Origin of the sequence: Bacillus sp. FJAT-49711 (assembly GCF_018343715.1) — a bacterium.
Classification (GTDB): domain Bacteria; phylum Bacillota; class Bacilli; order Bacillales; family Bacillaceae_C; genus Lederbergia.
This window is the reverse complement of sequence record NZ_JAGYPL010000002.1, coordinates 951,964-972,257: the sequence shown is the minus strand read 5'-3', so window position 1 is coordinate 972,257 and position 20,294 is coordinate 951,964. Positions and strand designations below refer to the sequence as shown.

The following is a 20,294-nucleotide window of genomic DNA, read 5'->3' as shown; positions in this document are numbered from 1 at the left end:
ACAACCAATCTATTGTAATTATTAAAATTCAGGGCCCCCTAATACTCCGGAGGCCCTCTCATTTGAGTAAGTTATTGAACTGTATATTACTTAGTGCTCTCTAACCATTCATTAAATTGTTTTTCATATTCCTCTACAACTTTATCTATTCCAGCTGCTTTCATTTTCTTAAGTGCATCTGGGAATGCTTTGTCATAATCAACCAATCCTAATTTGATTGGATAAATGCTAGTTTTCAATTCTGCTAGACAGTTTGCATACTCTACTCCAACTTTAGAAGCGTCAAAGTTGAATCCCATTGTTATACTATTGACTGCGTTATCCTCTACTGTCGTATGAGTTTTTAAGAATTCAGGATGTGTATCTGGGGACCATCTGCTCATTTCAATATTACCCAGCATCCAAAATGCAACATTATACGCAGCCGCACCAGTATCGTTTGTTTTCAATATTTCCATTTTATTTTCACCAGAATCTGCCCAATGTTCATCTTTAATTCCATAGGACATTAAATCAAAATTTCCCTGGCTAGAATACATCCAATCTAAAAATTGAATGGCTGCTTCAGGGTGATCTGTCGTAGATGAAATACCATTAGAGTTACGCACACCATATGCACGGAATTTATCTTTATCATTTAAATAATAAATATCTAATTTTGCTCCAGGTACTTTCTTGACTAAATTAGCTTCACCATTGTTACCTTCTCCTTCACGATATAAGAAACGGCCAAGCTCTTCTTCACGGCTTGTAACTTCAACTGGTTCTGTCAAAATATCAGGGTTAACCAATTTACGATTATATGCTTCTCTAAAATAGGCTGAGTTCTTTTTAAACTCTTCTGTTTCAATCCAAGATTTCACATTTCCTTCTTGATCAATATAAACTAAGTCAGCAAAAACGGTAAAAGGAAATGTATCATAGGTTGTATGAAGGTATGCAGGTGGTTCTTCCTTCAGAAAACGAATATATACATCTTTATTATCTTCTGGCCAATTTTTCTTCAATGTCTCCGCTACATCTAATAATTCCTCTGGAGAAGTTGGTGCTTCTAAATTGTTTGCTTTTAATAAATCCGTACGCATGGTCACCATACCTTCTGCATACGCAGTATCCATCCAGAAGTTCGGTACAATATATGTTTCTCCATTGATCTTAGCTGAATCCCAAATCCAATCCGGTAGACTTTTCTTTAAATTTGATCCATATTCATCAAGGTACTTATCAATTGGAACAATCCCACCACTACTTGCTAAAACATTTGGCCCTTTTTGATCGTGCATAATATGAATCAATTCAAATTCCTCACCTGTTGACATCATTAAATTAGTCTTTTGATCCCAAACATCCCAAGGAATATAAATCGCTTCATATTTCAAATTCAAACCATCTTTTTCTAACTTTTCATTAATAGCTGCTTCAACCTCTTTTTGATCTTGAGGTGCATTACCCGGCATTACGTATCGAACAGGTAATTTATCTCCAGACTCTGAAGATTTCGAACCATCTGCTTCTGATTTCGAACATGCACCCAATATAACAACGATGGAAATTGCAAGCAGAAAAAAGAATAACTTACTTGACTTCATGAGAAAATCATCCCCTTATGAAAAATATGTTGTAATCGCATTCAGCATATCTTTCATAACTAAAATCGTAAACTTCAAAAATTAAAAAATACATTAAAAATAAAGAATATCTATTTTAAATTCTTTCTATTCATTTGAAATTTTAAACTGGTTATTTGCAATTCGGTATTTTGCCGGTGATAAACCAAACTTCTTTTTAAAAAGAGTATAAAAATAAGTAGTATTTGGAATACCTATTTTTTCACTAATCACATTTGCTGCTTGATTTGTTTCCAATAAAAGGTTTCTAGCTTTTTCAAGCCTGATGTTTTTTAAATAATCATTGAATGACATATCACAATGAGTTTTGAACATTTTCCCAAGATATCCTGGAGTTAATTGAACTTGATCCGCTAACTGGTCAATCGATAAATTTGGATCAGCATAATTCTTTTTGACGTACTCTTGAATGCTTTCGATAATTTCATTATTATTATTTTTCGATCTTTCCCCTAACTCATTACAAATGGACAAGCATATTTCTTCTATTTTCTCTGTAACTTCTTGTAAAGTTTCTATTTGAGTTAATTGGAATATTAAATCAGTAAAAAACCCTGCAAGGTCTTTCGTATATTCCAAATTCTCATAATGCTTATAAAGCGAAAATAATAGTGTCTTTAATAGAAAAATGGCTTCTTGATATTTTGTTCCTACAAGCATCTCACGAAAAGCATTTATTTCATTTATTATTTCTTGCCTATTCCCAGTATTAATTGCGTTGATTAATTTAATATCTACTTCATTTTGTAAGCCAGGAACCATATTTTCAATGTCGTTCTCCATATCACTGTAAACGAATATATTTCCTCCACCATTTGTAAACCTTTCATTTAGTGCGAGTTTAGCTTTTAAATAAGATTCCCTAATTTTTTTAGTATCCTTGATTACATTTCCAACTCCAGCAGTAAAACTAATATCCATATAGTCTCTCACATAGTGTTGAAGGTCTTTTAAAGAAGGTATCAGCTCGTCGGAATACTGTTCCGCATCTAATAGAACAAAAATACCAATTTCATCTTCTTCAATAATAACCGTTTCTATATTTTCTTCTTTTCCAACGATCTCCATGGCTAAATTGCAGATTGAAAACTGAATTAAAGAATGTATTTGAGAATTGAACTTTTCTTTATCCTCTTTAAGCGTTTCCATTTTTAATATTACGACCATATAATAGTTGCCCTGAAGCGGATGATGATAACGACTCTCTAAATCAACTTTACTACCATTGATATAGTGAAGAAGGTAGCTCTTTTCAATAACGGACATTGCTGGTTCCAGAAACTTTAACCTATTTGATAACTGTGAAAACTTATGGTCCAAAAGTTGAAATTCATTTATTTTGAAGGCATCTTTCTTTCGTACCGCAATTTTATCCATTAACATATTAATTGGTTTATACAACATATTTGTTAAAAAGATAGAACCTACAATACATAATAAAAACAAACAAAAAGCGATTACAAAAATACTCTTCTTTAGATTTTTTTCTGCAAATAATAAATCTGAATAATGATTAATTCCAATTAAATACCAACCTAAACCGTCCGATTTTTTAAAGGATACCAAACTTCTTTGCTTATTGATATCAGTTGTAAAGTTACCGCTTAAATTTTCATTATTCAATACCTTTTTCACGTAAGGTTCACTGCCAATATTTTCAAGGAAATTCCCTCCCCCGGACTCCGAAAGTATATTTCCCTTTTCGTCCACTACAACTAACGTGTTAGAACTTTCACTCTTTAAATGACCGACTAAATTTTGCAAATATTGTTCTTCGAAATTTATAATAATGGCACCCTTTTTAGGTAAATACGATGAATAACCCGGATAAAGGACAAACGTTAAAAGATTAATTTCTTTATCTGAAACAACATTTTTCGCTTTTCTTGGAAAAAAGCTCACATACATTTGCTTATTTTGGTTAATAATCCCGTCAATTAAATCAGCTTCATCTTGCCGCTTGTATCCTTTGGTATTAATATAACGGTCGATATTTTCATTATAAATCCCAATAGAATAAATAAAAGGATAGGTAACTTGAATATCCTTCATAAATTCAACCACATTATATTCATTAATTCGATCTATTTCCTTGCTAAACATAACGTTCGTAACATTCTTATCACTTATAAGGTAATTTCCAATATTAAATACTTGCTCATTTACAATATCCGCAATATAACTTGTCTGCCGCAACATAGAGTTTGAAATATGCGCCATTTCTTTTTCCGCGCTTTTATAAAAAAGGGAAAATAATAATGCACAGGCTAGTGTTATAAGAATAGAAGATAAAAGAATAAAACTTAAGAAAAAATGCCTGTAGGTCGAGAAATATGTAAACTTCTTTTTTAATTCTTTCATATCTATTTTCCTTTCCCTATTTTAAAAACTTAATTTTATTATAATAGTAAATTTTTAAAATATTAAGGGCCAGAATCAAAACATAGCTTTAAACGCAGGAATTTAAAGTGATTTTAAAAAATTGAAATACTTTATTTTTATTATTTTAATTCATTCAAAATATTGATACTTTACTCCGATTATATAAAAACATATGTTTACTGTAAGCGCGACAAAAGTACATTGGGGTTACATCATAATAAGAGAAAGGGAGGTCAATTCATTGGAAACAGTGAAAGCAGAATTGCCGAAAGAGAAAATCAAACCAATAACAAAAAAGAAAAAAATATCATTTTTTATGGAATTAAAGAAAAACTACTCAGCCTATTTATTAGCACTTCCGGCTGCCATTTATACATTTATATTTGGATATCTTACAATGCCTTACATGCTAATAGCCTTTCAAAAATTCAATTATAAAATGGGGTTGTTAGGTTCTGAATGGGTAGGACTTGAAAATTTTAAGTTCTTTTTTGCATCAGACAGAGCCTGGCAAGTCACTTTCAACACGATTAGACTAAATTTTTTATTTATCGTTTTCAGTACAGTATGCGCTTTAATATTAGCGATATTATTTAATGAACTAAAGAATAAGCGTTTTTCTAAGATCGCTCAATCTACTATTCTTTTTCCCCACTTTTTATCGTGGGTCATCGTAAGTTATGTGATTTATAGTTTATTTGCATCCAACTTTGGTCTAGTAAATAGAACATTGGAGTTTTTTCATTTGGAACCGATTAATTGGTATTCCTCTCCTCAATACTGGGTGCAAATTTTAGTAAGCGCTAATATATGGAAAGATGTCGGGATATCGCTTGTCATCTATTTAGCAACTATTACCGGTATAGATAGCGTTTATTATGAAGCTGCCAAAATTGATGGTGCGAATCGTTGGCAACAAATTCGATATGTCACCCTTCCTCTATTAATGCCGACCGTGATCATTTTATCACTCCTTGCATTAGGGAAAATTATGTTCGGTAGTTTTGATATGATTTACGCCATCATTAAAGATAATGGTTTGCTATATCCTACAGTGGATGTTATCGATACTTACGTCTTCCGTGCACTTAGAACGATTGGCAACCCTGCCCAAGCAATGGCTGTCGGTATTTTCCAATCAGTAGTAGGGTTTATTTTAGTGTTCGGTGCTAACTGGGTCGTCAAAAAAATTAACCCCGATAATTCATTATTTTAAAGAAAGGAGTAGGGCCATTGCTTTCTGCTAAATTATTTGATCACTTAAATAAAACGATCATCACCATCATTTCACTCATTTGTACATTGCCGCTTCTTCTCGTGATTATGGTATCATTCACAGATGAAAAGGCGATTCAAGTAAATGGATATAGTTTCTTGCCTGAAAAGTTTTCACTAGATGCTTACAAATTATTGTTTTCGGGAAACTCACCGCTTTTACAAAGTTATTTTATCTCCATTGTTGTCACGGTGATCGGAACAATCCTTGCTGTTACGATTACATTTATGGCTGGATACACACTAGTAGCGAAACATGTAAAGTATCGCAATGGACTAGCTATGTTTTTCTTTATCACCATGGTGTTTAATACTGGTTTAGTTCCATGGTACATGATGAGTACTTCACTAGGTTTGAAAAACAATATATGGGCATTAATTATCCCATCATTGATTTTTAATCCTTTTAACTTATTTTTAGTTAGAAACTTCATGAAACAAATACCAGATTCTTTAATAGAAGCAGCCAAAATGGATGGTGCCAGCGACTTTTATATTGCCTTCCGGGTTTTCTTCCCGCTTTGTATGCCAGTACTGGCCACCATTACCTTATTTTATGGTATTGCCTACTGGAATAACTGGTTTAATGCTATAATGCTCGTAGATAAACCTGATTTATATCCATTACAGTATTTATTATTTAAATTGAACTCTGAAATAAGCATGATTCAGTCCATGCAGGGAACAGGAACTGCACCAACTGCAACCCTTCCAAATGAATCGGTTAAGATGGCAACGGCTATTCTTACAATCGGTCCAATCGTATTATTTTATCCTTTCTTGCAAAAGTATTTTGTAAGAGGATTATTGATTGGGTCTGTTAAGGAGTAAAGAAACTTTAATAAATGGACTGAACCCCGAATAAGAGACATCGCCTACTCGGGGTTCAGTTTATTTTTGGGAGATATTAATTATTAAATATACACTGTTGGATATGGAGAAATAATAAGCTTGGTTATTCGAATCACAATATCTATTTTTAAATCACCTTATTATTATATTTTGACCCACGATTATTTCACTCTATGTTATCAAATTGATTTCATTATTCGGTGTCTTTCGCTACTTAATACTCTCAGTAGGTCCTTACCAAAATATCCATTAAGTTTTTTGTAAATGTGGAGAAACCAAAAAATGTTTAGCAGGATTCTATCCCAAATAGAAAAAGTCACTCCCTTCATAAAACAGGAAGTGACTTAACCTAAGTATTCTGAATTGTTCTGGAATTGTTTGAGTGCCTGGCACTGAAACAATTCTCAAACAATTCCTTGATTCTCAAACAGCCGTATTTACGTTTCGTTCGTTCAATTCTTTTACAATTTGCGCATGGTTATTGTCTAGTTTGTAAAATACTAGTACGATCACTTGGAGCAAGGTGAATAGAATTGGACCGGCATACATTAGGACACGGATCATACTTACTGCTTCACCGGTTATGGCAGCAGGGTTATATCCCGCCCATCCTAGTGCGTACGCGATGAATGCAGAACCAATCGCAATTCCAAACTTCGTCGCAAAGCTATATGCGGAATAAAGTAATCCTTCAGTTCTTTGACCGAATTTCCATTCTTGGTAATCGACTGTATCCGCTAATAATGCGAAGTTGGCTGAACCAGACACTCCAATTAACGTATTAGCTAAAAAGAATACGCTAGCAAATAAGAAAATCGAGCTATTTTCTAAGAAAATAAGGAGAATAAATAATGCCAATGCTATAGCTAATACAACAAGACTTCCATTTCGATTTTTTAAACGTTTTAAAATCGGGGGAGCTATTGCACCACCTGCGAAATTCGCTACATTCGCCAATGTTAAATAAAGTGGAACTAAAGCCGGTTGGTCTAGTACGTACGTTACGAAATAAATGAGAACACCAAACATTGCTCCAATTCTCAAGAATTGAATGATAGAGCTCGTAGCAATGATCGTCCATGGCTTATTCTTAAAGAGGTTGCCTATCGATTTTGTCACTTTTATTTTATTATTCGGATCTTCTTGTTCAGAATAACGCTCTTTACAGTATTTAAATGTGATATAAAACAGTACAACACCTACAGCAGAAAACACAGCCATTGTAATTGGAAACCCTACTTGCTGATTCCCGCCACCGAATAAATTGACTAAAGGGAGCGTAAGGGCAGAAACAAGAATAGACCCTGTCGCAAGTCCCATCATCCGGAAACTGCCTAATTGCGATTTTTCATTTGAATCCCTTGTCATCATAGACATTAATGCACCGTAAGGGATATTAATCGCTGTGTAAATCATCCCTAGTAATAAGTAGATGACGTAAGCGTAAACAAGTTTTCCCGAGTCAGAAAAGCCCGGAGTTATAAAGGTTAATACACTTAAAATGGCAAAAGGTATGGGTAGATAAAGTAAATAAGGTCTTGCTTTCCCATGCTTGCTCTTTGTTTTATCAATGAGAATTCCCATGACTGGATCATTCAATGCATCAAAAACTCGAGTAATAAGAAAGAGTGTGCCCACCGCAGCGGCAGTAATTCCAAAAACATCTGTATAGAAGAAAAGCAAATAACTCGTTGTCATTCCCCAAACAAAGTTGGACGCTAAATCTCCAAAGCTGTAGCTGATTTTTTCTTTTAGGCTAATTTTTTCAACTTTTGTAGACATCTTCTCTACCCCACTTTCCATATTTTCATTTGGAGTACCCCCATTGCTAGCCGTGGGAGTACTCATCTTTTATAGCGCCCAACAGCTTTTCTTTAACATAAATCGGGCTTTTCCTGTTTATAGTTCGATTGCTTTTCCTGTTTCCGCGGATTTATAGATAGCTTCAAGAATTTGAGTTACCACATACGCTTGTTCAGGTTTTACAACAAGCTCTTTATCCTCAAGAATGGCGTCAATCCATTGTCTTGCTTCCATATCTCCCGCGCCAATCTCTTCCCCATCAAAATAGGCGACTCCTCCACCTGCTGATGTTTCTGTTTCTACCATTTGACCATATTTTGTTGAGTTAAATGTCACATAGCCCTTTCCTTCCCAAGCTTCACCAAACATTTCAGCTCCTGCTTCCGTTCCAGCCAATGTGACTTGTGCTTCTTTTCCATTGATCATATTTAAAGCCCATGATGATTCAAGCATAATGGTCGCACCATTTTCCATTTTGATATAGCCAAAAGCGGAATCTTCGACATTATACTCATCTGGGTTCCAAGGTCCGAATATATTTCCTTCATATTTATCTTTTAGCTTTTGGAAAGTAGATCCTACTACCAATTTCGGCTTGTAGTTATCCATGAACCATAATGCAAGATCTAATGCGTGTGTCCCAATATCAATAAGTGGGCCGCCACCTTGTTTTTCTATATCCATGAAAACGCCCCATGTTGGTACACCGCGACGGCGGATCGCGTGAGCCTTACCAAAATACACTTCACCTAAATCTCCATTTTCACAAGCTTCCTTTAAAACTAATGAATCGCTTCGAAAACGGTTTTGGTAGCCAATTGTAAGTTTTTTACCTGTGCGTTTTGCTGTTTCGATCATCCATTTCGCTTCATCTGAGTTAATGGCCATCGGTTTTTCACACATAACATGCTTTCCTGCCTCAAGCGCATCAACTGTAATAACCGCATGAGAAACATTTGGTGTACAGACATGAACTACATCAATTTCAGAGTCCTTTAAAAGTTCTTTATAATCCTGATACACTTTCGCATCCTGTGCACCATATTGTTCAGCCGCTTGGACCGCTCTTTCTTCTTCGATATCACAAAAAGCAACCATTTCAGCCTTATCTTTTAGCTTAAAAAGAGCTGGCATATGTTTTTGATTGGCAATTCCGCCGCAACCAATGATCGCAATTTTCAATTTTTTATTTGTCATGAATGTGCCTCCCACTAAGATCTTTAAGCATTAGTTTTTAATAATTCAGTTATATTTTTATAACTAATTTCTACACTGTCCAATTGATTTCTCGGTGTGAGGTCTTGCTCAACAAAAATATACTTTGCAGCACCGATTTTCTTGGCTTCCCTAATAATGCTTGCAATATCCAAGACACCTTCGCCAATTTCTGTGAACTCTTCAGGTTTAGGTATTTTAACAAAACTTTCAAAGGTGATTTCAGCGTCCTCACCGATTACATCAAACAAGTTGCTTTTTTCTACTGTAGCTGGCAAATCTTTCTGATGGATCAACCCACAGCGGTCACCTAATTGTCTAAGGTATTCAACAGGGTCCACACCACCTCGTACAGCCCAGTACGTATCAAATTCCATTTTAACTAGATCCTTATCGGTATTTTCTAGTACAATATCCATCGCATATTTTCCATTAAACTTTTGGAATTCTTGGAAATGGTTGTGGAAATAGAATTGAAGATCACGTTTACGACATTCTTCCCCATATTTATTTAATTCAGCGCTAAAATCAAGAATTTCTTGATAGTTTGTAAAAAATGCAATCGAACAACCAACAGCTTCGCTTCCAAGTGTATGGCTAAAATCTGCTACTTCATCCCAATCCACTTTATCTAGAGGCCCAATATGGCTTGAAACGACCCTCATTCCAAGTCGGTCTAATTGCTTTTTAACTTCAGCTGCGTTCATACCGCCTACTTTTAAACCTTCGTCAGCATTGTGTATCGCAACTTCAAGATTTTTATAACCAATCTCCGCTAACCTTTCCAAAGTTCCTAAGTAGTCTTTTTCTAATTCATCCCTTACAGAATATAACTGCAACCCTAAAGATAAACTCATGAAAAATTCCTCCTTTTAAAAATGTTTACAGCGAATGTAACGGATTACATTTTAAAGTATAAAATAAATGTAATGGATTACACTTTTCTGAAATAAAAAAATGTAATGGATTACATTTCGTATTAATATACTAACTTGAATATATTATTATTGCAACCTTTTTTTGTAGAATAAAATCAAAACTTGTAATCCCAACCCATTATTCTTAAAAGAATATAACTCAAGAGATACCTAGATGAGTTTTTCTTCTATGCTACGAACATATTTTTACAATGATCTGATCAGAATCTCCACACGTCCATTCTTGAAGTGAGAAAACAAATAGAAGTTCAGTTTTACTTCCACTTTAAATAGTCAATCTTTAACATAATGGAACTAAGTTTTACTTGAAAACTTAAAAATACATAGGATGATAAAATCCCCTTTATATAAAAAAACACACAAATGACGTTAATCAGTTGTGTGATACTTACAATATATCAGCGTAATTGAATCCACTAGATTTTCGAACTTGATCCTCGAACAATAAGCTTATGGTCAATTGTAATATTTTTAAGAGGAGCCTTATTATTTGTCATATTATGAATTAGTAATTCCATCGTTCGGTAACCTAGTTCAAACTTAGGTTGATAGATGGTTGTAATTTGTGGTATCGACATGAGGGCTTCTTTAGTGTCATCAAATCCAACTACGGCAATATCACTTGGCACATCATAACCCGCCTCTTTTATGGCGTTAATACTAGCTATGGCCATTACGTCATTGTAGCAAAATATCGCTGTAGGCGGAGCATCTAATTGAAGGAGTTCATTTGTTAAATGGAAACTTCCTTCATAAGTTCCATCTCCATATTTAAGTAACCCATCATCAAATGGGATGCTTGCATTTTGCAGGGCTTTTCGGTAACCACTTTCCCTTAAGACTTTGGAAGAAGTCATTCGTGGAAAATTACTGCTGATCATGGCTATTCGCTTATGCCCTAACTTGATTAAATGATTTACGGCATCCAATGCTGCTTTTTCATCATTTACCGATACCGAACAGATATGATCTGTTTGTATCCATTCAGCACATTGAACAATACTGTACTTTTGGCCAAGTCTATCCAATTCTTCTGCTGTTAGAGTTGAACCAATAACGATTAACCCATCCACAAACTTATTTTTAAGCAATTGAAGAAATTCTTCTTCTCTTTCCCTACTGTTATCCGTTGGGCATACCATAAGATAGTAACCATGCTTCTTAGCAGCTTCATCCATACCTTTGGCAAGCTCTCCGGTAATTGGTGCCCCTATATCTTGTGTAAGAAGCAATACTCTCATTGTCTCTGCTCTTCTTAAATCACGACCCAAAAAATTGGGTTGATAGCCTAATTGATCGATGGCCTTTTGGACTTTTGAGGTCGTATTCTTTTTAACCAAAGGACTATTATTAAGCACCCTAGATACCGTAGCTACCGAAACACCCGCCTCCCGGGCAACATCTTGGATAGTGATTGACTTGTTTTCCATATTTACACCCTAATCTATATCTCTATGATCATGCTCTTTTTTACGTTCTTCTTATAATGCAGTTTAGTATACCTCATGTAAAAAGTCCAAAGTAACCATGGAAAATATTAAATATGAAAATATTTTTCATGTAACAACTAACTGCTCATGTCACTAAAACAATACGTAGGGTGAAATGATATAAACCATCTCTAATTCCCCCATTACGATCACAACAAATTTAGTTACTATACTTCACCTGTGAATTCGATTGTATATTTCATTTTGCTGCTTTGGTAATGGATTCTTGTTCTTGTCCTTTATGTTCTAAATAAGCAAATATTTTTGAGCATTTAAGATAGGAGTACTGGAAAATCGGACTTTGGATGAATGTTATAATAAAAGTAAAGATAAATACAGGGCCTCCTAGCAACAATCCTACTAACAAAACAATTGATTCAATAATAATTCGCACACGTCCGATAGGGGCATTAAATTTTTCTGCCATAGAAAGCATAAAACCATCACGAGGACCGGAACCTAAATGAGCTGCATTTATCATTCCTCCACTTACACCCATTATAATAATTCCTAATATCATGATGACGATGTCACTCCATGTATGTGTTGCCTGGGGTAAAAAGTCTAACCATAAAAAGAGATCAACAAATAGACCAATTCCAATTATATTTACAACCGTTCCGAACTTTACATATTTTCGATCGAATTTTAACGTCATCATTACTACGGTAATACCAACAATAATTCCCCAGCTGCCAATAGACAAGCCGAATCTATTAAATAAACCAACATGTAATACATCCCATGGACTAATACCTAAATGCTGCACTTTGATTGTCATACTTATTCCATAACTAAAAAAAAGCATCCCAAGAATGAATAAAAACAAACGCAAATTACCAACACCTCGCCTACATTTTTTCATAACACAAGTATGAACCATCTAAAAAGAAGTACCAGTCGATACTCTACTTACCCACTGGTTTATTATTTTCAGTTTGATAAGGGTCATCATCCAAAATGAACTACTGTTCAAAAGGCACTTTTGATCTTCAAAAAGCTCACGTTCAAGATAGTGCAGACCGCCAGCTCTTTTACCAGATTTGCACTTCAGGTGAGAAAATAATCATTCATTGTAATTTCCTAGAAACTAAAAAAACTCTACTTTCTATACTCCATAGGAGTTTTCTTCTCATACTTTTTAAAAGTCTTTGAGAAATGAAACTGGTCGGCAAATCCGGTCATTTCTGCTATTTGGTATATGGTGAGATTCGTAAAAGCCATTAGCTCCTTCGCCTTTTGCAAACGGTAATTGATAAGGTACTGCTGGGGTGACACATTGAATTTTTGTTTAAATAAGTAAGAATATCGACTTACGCTCCAACCGGATATGTAAGCTAGTTCAGGAACGGTGATGTTGTTTTGGTAATTTTTACGGATAAAATCTACCGTTTCTACTATTCGCGAGTCGATTTGGGAATTTTCATCTATGTTATTGATGTGTGCATATTGCCTTGAAATGGTAAAGAATAGTTGCTGCAGAAGAATAGAGGATATATGTTTAAAGTTTACTTGTTTGCGAGAAATCTCATCGATAATCGTGTTAATTAAATGCGGAATCTCCTCATTAACTGATACATGATAGACTTGATCCGCTTCTAGGTTAGCCTTAAGCAACAATTCCTGAATGGCAAAACCAGTGAAGTGGACCCAGTAGTTAGAAATAAGTTGATTATCCACTTGCTCATAAAATTGCTCTTGATATGGGGAATAAATAAACACCGTCCCTGGACCGATCTCATATTCTTTACGATTGATTTTAACAAGCATATCTCCGGAATGATTATAGGACAAATAATAATCGGGTCGTCCATATTTTCGATATGTTAAACCGTTGGGTGGGTCAAATTCATAGTAACCAGCGCTATTTACAAGGGCGTACTCATCTTTATTCTCATAACCACGGCCATGGTATTCATCAGATTCGTAAGTAGAAGCATAAGTCATCCTATCACCTCTCAAATCCATATAGTTGATTTGTACATATTATCAGTTTATCTAAACATTCTTAATCCCTTTAATTGCCTATATAATAGCACTAACTATATATAGTGACAACAACATTTACCAAGTAAAAGGCAGGTGATGGATCCAGTGGCTGAAAGCGAACAAACCGTTCTAGGTATCGATGTTGGAGGAACTAAAATCTTCATAGGTCGCATTACAAGGAATGGGTGCTCTTCAGAATGTAAGCGTTATCCAATGGATCGTTCCACACAGGATACAGCGCTCAATTCAATATGGCAAGCGGTTGACAGCTACATAGCAGATACTCAACACCTTCCGCGACCAGTAATGGCCGGGTTAGGACTAGTTGGAAAGGTCGATTCGGAACGAGGAATCTGGGTGGGTGCAATCAATATTCCTATTCGCCATTCCGTAGAAATAGCTAGAGAGTTTCAAGAGAGATATGACATTAAAGCCGTACTAGCCAATGATGTGCACGCGGCGACGATCGCAGAAATGCGATTAGGTGCTGGGCAACAATGGAATAACTTTGTTTATATCAATGTTGGTACAGGGATAGCGGCAGGAATAGTTAACAACAGGCAACTTTTACTAGGTTCAAATTTTGCTGCGGGTGAAATCGGCCATATGATTGTCGGATCCGAAGAAGTCCTATGCAAATGTGGGCAAACTGGCTGTCTGGAAATGCTCGCTTCCGGCGGAGACATGATCAAGCATGTTAAGGAAATAACACAAGCTTATCCATCATCCACCTTGCAGCCGTATATTCAAAGTGGTGAGCTTTTAGTAAAGCATATTTTCCAAGCCGCTCAGTCTGGGGATGCGCTAAGTGAAGATATGACAAAGCAAGCTGTAAAAAGCCTAGGGCAGGCAATCATTAATGTTTCAGTAATGTTGGACACGGAAGGAATTATTCTAGGCGGCGGATTGTTCCAAAATGAGTGGTTTTACGAACAACTTCTCAAATATGTACAGGGCCATTCTGGACTGTTTGCAAAGTCCGTCCGAAATCTTCAGCTATCCGCACTAGATCCGAATAACGTTGGCTTACTTGGAGCAGGATGTGTAGCTTGGAGGAAATATGACTCAACAGTTAGAAGTTTGAATTTATAAGGGGTGCATAACATTATGAGGAAAAAAATCGTCTTAATTGGTGCAGGAAGTGTCGTGTTTACCCGTGGATTGGTAATGGATTTAATTCAACAAATGAAAGAGCAAAAATGGCATATAGCACTGGTAGATACTGACCCACATACGCTTGAAGTGATGCAAAGACTTTGCGAAAAAATGATTACTGCAAAGAAAAGTGATATCGAAATCTCTTATTCTACTGATCGTACACAGGTGCTGGATAATGCGGACTATGTCGTTTGTACAATCGGTGTTGGAGGCAGGAGAGCATGGGAACAGGATGTGTTTATTCCTCGGAAGTACGGCATTTATCAACCTGTAGGCGACAGTGTGGGACCTGGGGGAATCTCACGTGCCATGAGAATGATCCCTGCTGTTACAGGCATCGCCCGCGATATCAAGAAATATTGTCCCGATGCTCAATTTTTCAATTATTCGAATCCGATGTCGACTATCTGTCGTGCAGTCCGAAAAGATACAGGTGTTCCTGTCATTGGATTGTGTCACGGCGTTAAAAATGGGCATCGCAGGCTTTCTGAATTTTTAGGACTTGACTATAAGCAAACATCCTCGATTGCTGTTGGTGTTAACCATATGGTTTTTATGTACGACTTTCGCCATAATGGCAAGGATGCTTGGGGGCTTGTTCAAGAAAAAGTGGAGCAAACGAAAAATGATCCCAATAGCAAAATTGGCCCTCTCTCAAGGGAAGTAATAATGAAGCACAAAGTGTATCCAGTATCGGATGACCGACACTATTCTGAATTCACCGTGGATGCGATGTTAAAAAATAATTACTTTGGAAAAACGCTGGGGATTGATGCGTACTCGTTTGAAAAAACAATAGAGCATGGGGATGAAAGCTATGAACAAACGAAAAATCTTGCTTTTTCCACTGAACCATTGCCAGAGAATTTCTTTAATCGTATAGAAGGTGAGCATGAGCAATTGATGGAAATTATTGATTCAATTGAACATGACCACAAGCGTCTGTATGCGGTCAATATGCCAAATAATGGTGCAGTGACTGGTCTGCCAGACGATGCCATCATTGAGTTGCCGGCAGTAGCCGCGGGAAGCGGGTTTAAGGCTTTGCGGATTTTGGACTTCCCGGAAAGCATGCTTGATGCACTTAACAAACATATTACAATTGGCGAAATGACCGTTGAAGCAGCATTAAAAGGAGATAAACAACTTTTTATAGAGGCGATTCTAGCGGGTGGGTATATGACTGATTCGGCAGCAGCATCCCGAATGGTCGATGAACTGATCAGCGCACAACAGGCACATTTACCCCAATTTTAATAAAGATCACCATACTAGCACATATTTGAAAAATACAAAACGGAGGTAAAGGCTATTGATCATTCATATGAAGACTCTTCCCGCGGAAGTTGATCGTTTTGCTGCAGTAGTTGTAAGCAGAATGGTCATCACCAAACCAAATCTTGTCATCGGGTTGGCCACAGGGAATACCACCGAAGGATTGCACCGTGAATTGGTACAATTACACCTTAACGCGGGTATCGATTATTCCCAAGTATCTACGTTTAATCTTGATGAGTATGTAGGTTTGGCATCAAATGATCCGACAAGCTGCCGCGCTAGGATTAATCAAGATTTTTTGAAACAAATAAATATTAATATGAAAAATACGTTCGTTCCCGATGGATTAGCAGAGTCACCTAAAAAAGAGTGTGAAGATTATGAAAAAAAAATAACGCAGTTAGGAGGAATCGATCTTCAGATACTTAGTATTGGTGAAAATGGCCACATTGCTTTTAACGAACCTGGCACACCGTTTGGCACGACGATGCGAATCGCTGAAATTTCTATGTCCACTGTAAAGGCGAAAACAGAGCTATTCGGTTCTGCTGATAATGTTCCAGCCCAGGGAATCACAATGGGTATTCGTAATATTATGCACGCAAAACAGATTCTCTTAATCGCCAAAGGCATGCACAAGGCAGATATTATGAAGCAGGCACTTTTCGGTCCGGTTACGGAGCGTGTACCTGCATCAGTGCTGCAATTGCATCCGCATCTCACAGTTGTAGTGGATGCAGACGCAGCCAGTCATTTTGATCCAAAACAAATCCAAATTTAAAGGAGTGTGCAAATTGAGAGCAGGAAACAAGTCTTTTTCAAGGCTATTTGTCTCTATCTCGCTAATTTTAGTAATGGTGTTTATGAGCGCATGTTCCGGAAGCAGCAACAGCGGTAGCAGCAACAGTGATAATAACAGCGGCAGTAATAGTAGTAATGGCGATAGTAAGGAAGAAGTAACCCTTACCTGGTGGGTCCATCAGAGCCCAGCTTTTAATGAAGCTAACAAGGCTATGATTGAAGAATTTGAGGAACAGCATCCGAATATTAAAATTAATATGGAAATATTCCCGTGGGATGCTATTATTCAAAAGCTGCGTGCGGCGTTTGCTTCCAAAAACACACCAGATATTGTACAAATGTTTGGTTCATGGGTGCCTGAGTATTCCAGCAATGGGCATCTACTGCCTGTTACAAATGATGAATTAATAAACGACGTTTTCGACGTCGCTTTAGGATTCTATAAGCATGATGATAAGGTGTATGGAATCCCTCGGGAATCCAGTATCGAAGCCGGTGCAATGCTTGTCTCCAAAGAAATGTTTGCTAACGCTGGGCTAGATTATCCACAAACATGGGAGGAATTAAAGGAAGCAGCTCGTAAATTGACAGTAAAAAACGGAAATAATATAGCGGTTAGAGGTTTCGACTTTATTTCACGCGACTCGGTGAATTATCAGTTTTTAGCCATGATCCTTCAACAAGGCGGCGAATATTGGGACGGTGATAACAAGGTAAACTTCACCTCACCGGAAGCTGTAAATGCGATGACTGAACTCGTTAACTTAGTAAAAGAAGACCAGGTTACTGATTTAAATCTACTCGATGTGCCTGGTGCCGAAACGTATATGACTTTCTTCAAAGGTGAATCGGCCATGACGATTATTGGGCCATGGGCCATTCCAGCAGGGGCAGAAGAACTGAACGTTAGTGAGGATAAATACGATTACGTTCCTTTACCTTCGTTTGATGCTGCGAATCCCGCATATTTTGCTGCCAAATCTGGTTGGGGCGAGGTCGTTTCTAGTTATACAAAACATCCTGACGAAGCGTGGACCTTTGTTAACTTCATGGCTGATAAAGAACGATCCAAGCAATGGAACATCTCTACATTTACAGTTCCAGCTTTAAAATCAGTAGCACATGATGCTAGTTTTAGAGAAGAAGTGCCTATTATGCAGACAGCCCTTGATGCGCTAGAAAATGGTAGAACCATAGGAAGGATGAAGGATGATTCTTTCTGGTTTAAAACAGTTTTAGACAATTTCCAAGCAATGGTTAGAGGGAATGTATCCGTGGAAGATGGACTTAAACAAATAGAGAATGAAATCAATCAAATGCTTCAGAGCAAGTAAATTGATACTAATATGAAATATCAAGCGATGAAGGCTTTAGATTGATTTGTGTTACGAGGAGGTAAACCATGAATAAAAAAGGTTTATTATCTAACCAAAAAATACATGAGAGAAGGTTTGTCTTCCTTTCACTTCTCCCAATCTTAACGTTATATATCATTTTTCAGATCATTCCCATATTTGCCGGAACATGGTTAATGTTTTTTGACTATACTCCGCTAAATGCATCATCTAATTTTATTGGTTTAGATAATTTCGTGAAGCTATTTCAAAATGAGATTTTCCGTGAAGCACTATTGAACACGACGATTTTTGTTCTAGTAGCAATACCTTTGAATATCATTTTCACCCTGTTCCTTGCTGTCTGTATCAATAAAGTGAAGCATCGCGGTTTAAAAAATACATTCCGCACCTTTTTCTTTTTACCATGTATTGCGCCGTTGGCCGGATCAGCGATTGTATGGGCTTCTATCTTTAATCCGCAAGCAGGATTGTTAAACATGATATTAAACATGCTTGGTTTTGAAGGGATTAACTGGTTAACAGATCCAAATGTTGCCCTGATATCTATCATTATCATGACTCTATGGGCAGATATTGGATATAATTTGATTATTTTTATGGCAGGCTTGGACGCAATTCCTTCCTCTTTCTACGAAGCTGCAGAGTTGGATGGAGTTGGGAAATGGGGAGCTTTCCGCTATATCACTTTGCCGCTACTTAGTCGTACATCGCTATTTGTATTCATTATGACGACAATTGCCTATTTTCAAATGTTTGACCAGTTTCAAATCATGACAAGCGGTGGCCCAATGAACTCAACCAGAGTCCTTTCCTTAGAAATATATGACCAGGCGTTTACTTATGCCAATATGGGTTATGCTTCTGCAATGGCCTTTGTATTGTTGATTATCATCTTGGTCATTACCGTTATCCAGTTGCGTGTAGGCCGTACTAATTGGGAATATTAGAGAAATTTTTAAAAAATATCAATACGGTGCTGTATGAGTGAAAAAATACAGCGCCTAATATTTTTCCTATTCTGTATAAATCTAGAGCGAATTTTATGAATTAAGATCATTGGAAATTGTTCTAGAAAGAGCCCTTACGACTACTATACAAGGGGGATTTCAATGAGAAAGAAACTATCAGTAACCTATATTGTATTAATCATTTTCCTATCGGTTGCATCGTTTATCATGTTTATGCCCTATTTGTGGATGGTGTTATCTTCTTTAAAAAGCAATATGGAGATTATTCAAAGTAAACCATCACTGTTACCGGCAAACCCGACATTTTCCGGTTATGAGAAGGTAATCAACGATGCTCCATTTATTCGCTGGTTCTTTAACAGTTTGTATGCTGCCGTGCTAGTATGTTTAGGAACGTTATTTTCCAGTGCGTTGGCAGGGTATGTTTTTGCTAGTTTTCGTTTTCGAGGGAAGCGGATTATCTTTGTTGCCATCTTAGCTACGATGATGATTCCATTTCAAATTATTATGATTCCCACCTATCTAATCATCTCGAAACTTAACCTAATCAATAATATCCATGCCATTATCATTCCTTATTTAACAAGCGCATTCGGAATATTTTTATGCAAGCAGTTTATCGAGGGGATTCCGCGCGATATTATCGAGTCAGCTAGGGTGGATGGTGCATCGGAGTTTCGGACTTTTCGTTCGCTCATTATTCCGCAAATCACGCCAGTTTTGTCGGCACTCGGGATTTTTACTTTTATGAGTTCGTGGAACAATTACATTTGGCCTCTAATCGTATTAAATGAGGAGACTAAAATGACTGTACCATTAGCTTTAGTGTTTTTTAACAGCCAAAACACAACTAATTTTAATGTAGTTATGTCCGCCGCTGTTTTAATCATGGTACCTGTGTTTATCGTATTCCTTATCTTCCAGCGCCGCTTTGTTGAAGGACTGGTGATGACGGGAATAAAGGGATAGAGAAAAAGATTAGTAAAGGAACGAAACTTATTAGAAAGCTTCGTTCCTTTACTATATTATTTTCCTTCAATTGAAAAGGGTACGGCCCATTAAAGTTTGAAAAACCAATAAATCTGCGATGTTTATTTTAAGTTGGATTTCACTTTCATCTAAAACTTTTTCTAAAATATCATCCCAGTTATAAGCAGTC

The 20,294-nt window shown here is 36.6% G+C and carries 16 protein-coding genes; 8 read left to right on the top strand and 8 right to left on the bottom strand.

The genetic code is table 11. The annotated features are described in order from the left end of the window. Nucleotides 1–86: 86 nt before the first annotated feature. Nucleotides 87–1,589, bottom strand: a complete 1,503-nt coding sequence (locus tag KHA96_RS12200; RefSeq protein ID WP_213129551.1) for an extracellular solute-binding protein — start codon at nucleotides 1,587–1,589, stop codon at nucleotides 87–89. A 126-nt stretch (nucleotides 1,590–1,715) separates the two neighbouring features. Next, nucleotides 1,716–3,827 carry a helix-turn-helix domain-containing protein gene (locus KHA96_RS12195; protein ID WP_213129550.1) on the bottom strand — a complete coding sequence of 704 codons (2,112 nt, stop codon included), beginning with the start codon at nucleotides 3,825–3,827 and terminating at the stop codon, nucleotides 1,716–1,718. 433 nt (nucleotides 3,828–4,260) lie between these two features. Here KHA96_RS12195 and KHA96_RS12190 point away from each other — a divergent pair, with 433 nt between their 5' ends. Then, complete coding sequence (locus KHA96_RS12190) at nucleotides 4,261–5,226, top strand: ABC transporter permease (protein WP_349305761.1); 966 nt, start codon at nucleotides 4,261–4,263, stop codon at nucleotides 5,224–5,226. A gap of 17 nt (nucleotides 5,227–5,243) precedes the next feature. Further along, a complete protein-coding gene (locus tag KHA96_RS12185; protein WP_249315484.1) occupies nucleotides 5,244–6,116 on the top strand; it encodes a carbohydrate ABC transporter permease in 873 nt (290 codons plus the stop codon). 444 nt (nucleotides 6,117–6,560) lie between these two features. Here the strand turns inward: KHA96_RS12185 and KHA96_RS12180 are convergent, their stop codons facing one another. The 6 genes from KHA96_RS12180 to KHA96_RS12155 all read right to left on the bottom strand — a co-directional run bounded on the left by KHA96_RS12180 (nucleotide 6,561) and on the right by KHA96_RS12155 (nucleotide 13,530). Further along, complete coding sequence (locus tag KHA96_RS12180; RefSeq protein WP_213129549.1) at nucleotides 6,561–7,985, bottom strand: MFS transporter; 1,425 nt, start codon at nucleotides 7,983–7,985, stop codon at nucleotides 6,561–6,563. 51 nt (nucleotides 7,986–8,036) lie between these two features. Then, nucleotides 8,037–9,137, bottom strand: a complete 1,101-nt coding sequence (locus KHA96_RS12175; protein ID WP_213129548.1) for a Gfo/Idh/MocA family protein — start codon at nucleotides 9,135–9,137, stop codon at nucleotides 8,037–8,039. 23 nt (nucleotides 9,138–9,160) lie between these two features. Next, nucleotides 9,161–10,012, bottom strand: a complete 852-nt coding sequence (locus KHA96_RS12170) for a sugar phosphate isomerase/epimerase family protein (protein WP_213129547.1) — start codon at nucleotides 10,010–10,012, stop codon at nucleotides 9,161–9,163. 497 nt (nucleotides 10,013–10,509) lie between these two features. Further along, on the bottom strand, nucleotides 10,510–11,523 hold the full coding sequence (locus tag KHA96_RS12165; protein WP_213129546.1) for a LacI family DNA-binding transcriptional regulator: 1,014 nt from the start codon (nucleotides 11,521–11,523) through the stop codon (nucleotides 10,510–10,512). Between the two features lie 259 nt (nucleotides 11,524–11,782). Further along, complete coding sequence (locus KHA96_RS12160; protein ID WP_213129545.1) at nucleotides 11,783–12,448, bottom strand: YczE/YyaS/YitT family protein; 666 nt, start codon at nucleotides 12,446–12,448, stop codon at nucleotides 11,783–11,785. A 236-nt stretch (nucleotides 12,449–12,684) separates the two neighbouring features. Continuing rightward, a complete protein-coding gene (locus tag KHA96_RS12155) occupies nucleotides 12,685–13,530 on the bottom strand; it encodes a helix-turn-helix domain-containing protein (RefSeq protein ID WP_213129544.1) in 846 nt (281 codons plus the stop codon). Between the two features lie 147 nt (nucleotides 13,531–13,677). Here KHA96_RS12155 and KHA96_RS12150 point away from each other — a divergent pair, with 147 nt between their 5' ends. The 6 genes from KHA96_RS12150 (at nucleotide 13,678) to KHA96_RS12125 (ending at nucleotide 20,104) form a co-directional block, all read left to right on the top strand. After that, nucleotides 13,678–14,664, top strand: coding sequence for an ROK family protein (locus tag KHA96_RS12150; RefSeq protein WP_213129543.1), 987 nt, complete (start codon nucleotides 13,678–13,680; stop codon nucleotides 14,662–14,664). A 15-nt stretch (nucleotides 14,665–14,679) separates the two neighbouring features. Next, a complete protein-coding gene (locus KHA96_RS12145; RefSeq protein ID WP_213129542.1) occupies nucleotides 14,680–15,987 on the top strand; it encodes a family 4 glycosyl hydrolase in 1,308 nt (435 codons plus the stop codon). A gap of 55 nt (nucleotides 15,988–16,042) precedes the next feature. Beyond that, nucleotides 16,043–16,789: a glucosamine-6-phosphate deaminase gene (locus tag KHA96_RS12140; RefSeq protein WP_213129541.1), complete on the top strand. Its 747-nt coding sequence runs from the start codon at nucleotides 16,043–16,045 to the stop codon at nucleotides 16,787–16,789. Between the two features lie 13 nt (nucleotides 16,790–16,802). Next, on the top strand, nucleotides 16,803–18,143 hold the full coding sequence (locus KHA96_RS12135) for an ABC transporter substrate-binding protein (RefSeq protein ID WP_213129540.1): 1,341 nt from the start codon (nucleotides 16,803–16,805) through the stop codon (nucleotides 18,141–18,143). 68 nt (nucleotides 18,144–18,211) lie between these two features. Further along, nucleotides 18,212–19,114, top strand: coding sequence for a carbohydrate ABC transporter permease (locus KHA96_RS12130; RefSeq protein ID WP_213129539.1), 903 nt, complete (start codon nucleotides 18,212–18,214; stop codon nucleotides 19,112–19,114). A 162-nt stretch (nucleotides 19,115–19,276) separates the two neighbouring features. Beyond that, the gene (locus KHA96_RS12125; RefSeq protein WP_213129538.1) at nucleotides 19,277–20,104 is read left to right on the top strand and encodes a carbohydrate ABC transporter permease; all 828 of its coding nucleotides are present in this window, start codon (nucleotides 19,277–19,279) and stop codon (nucleotides 20,102–20,104) included. The last annotated feature ends 190 nt before the right edge of the window (nucleotides 20,105–20,294 follow it).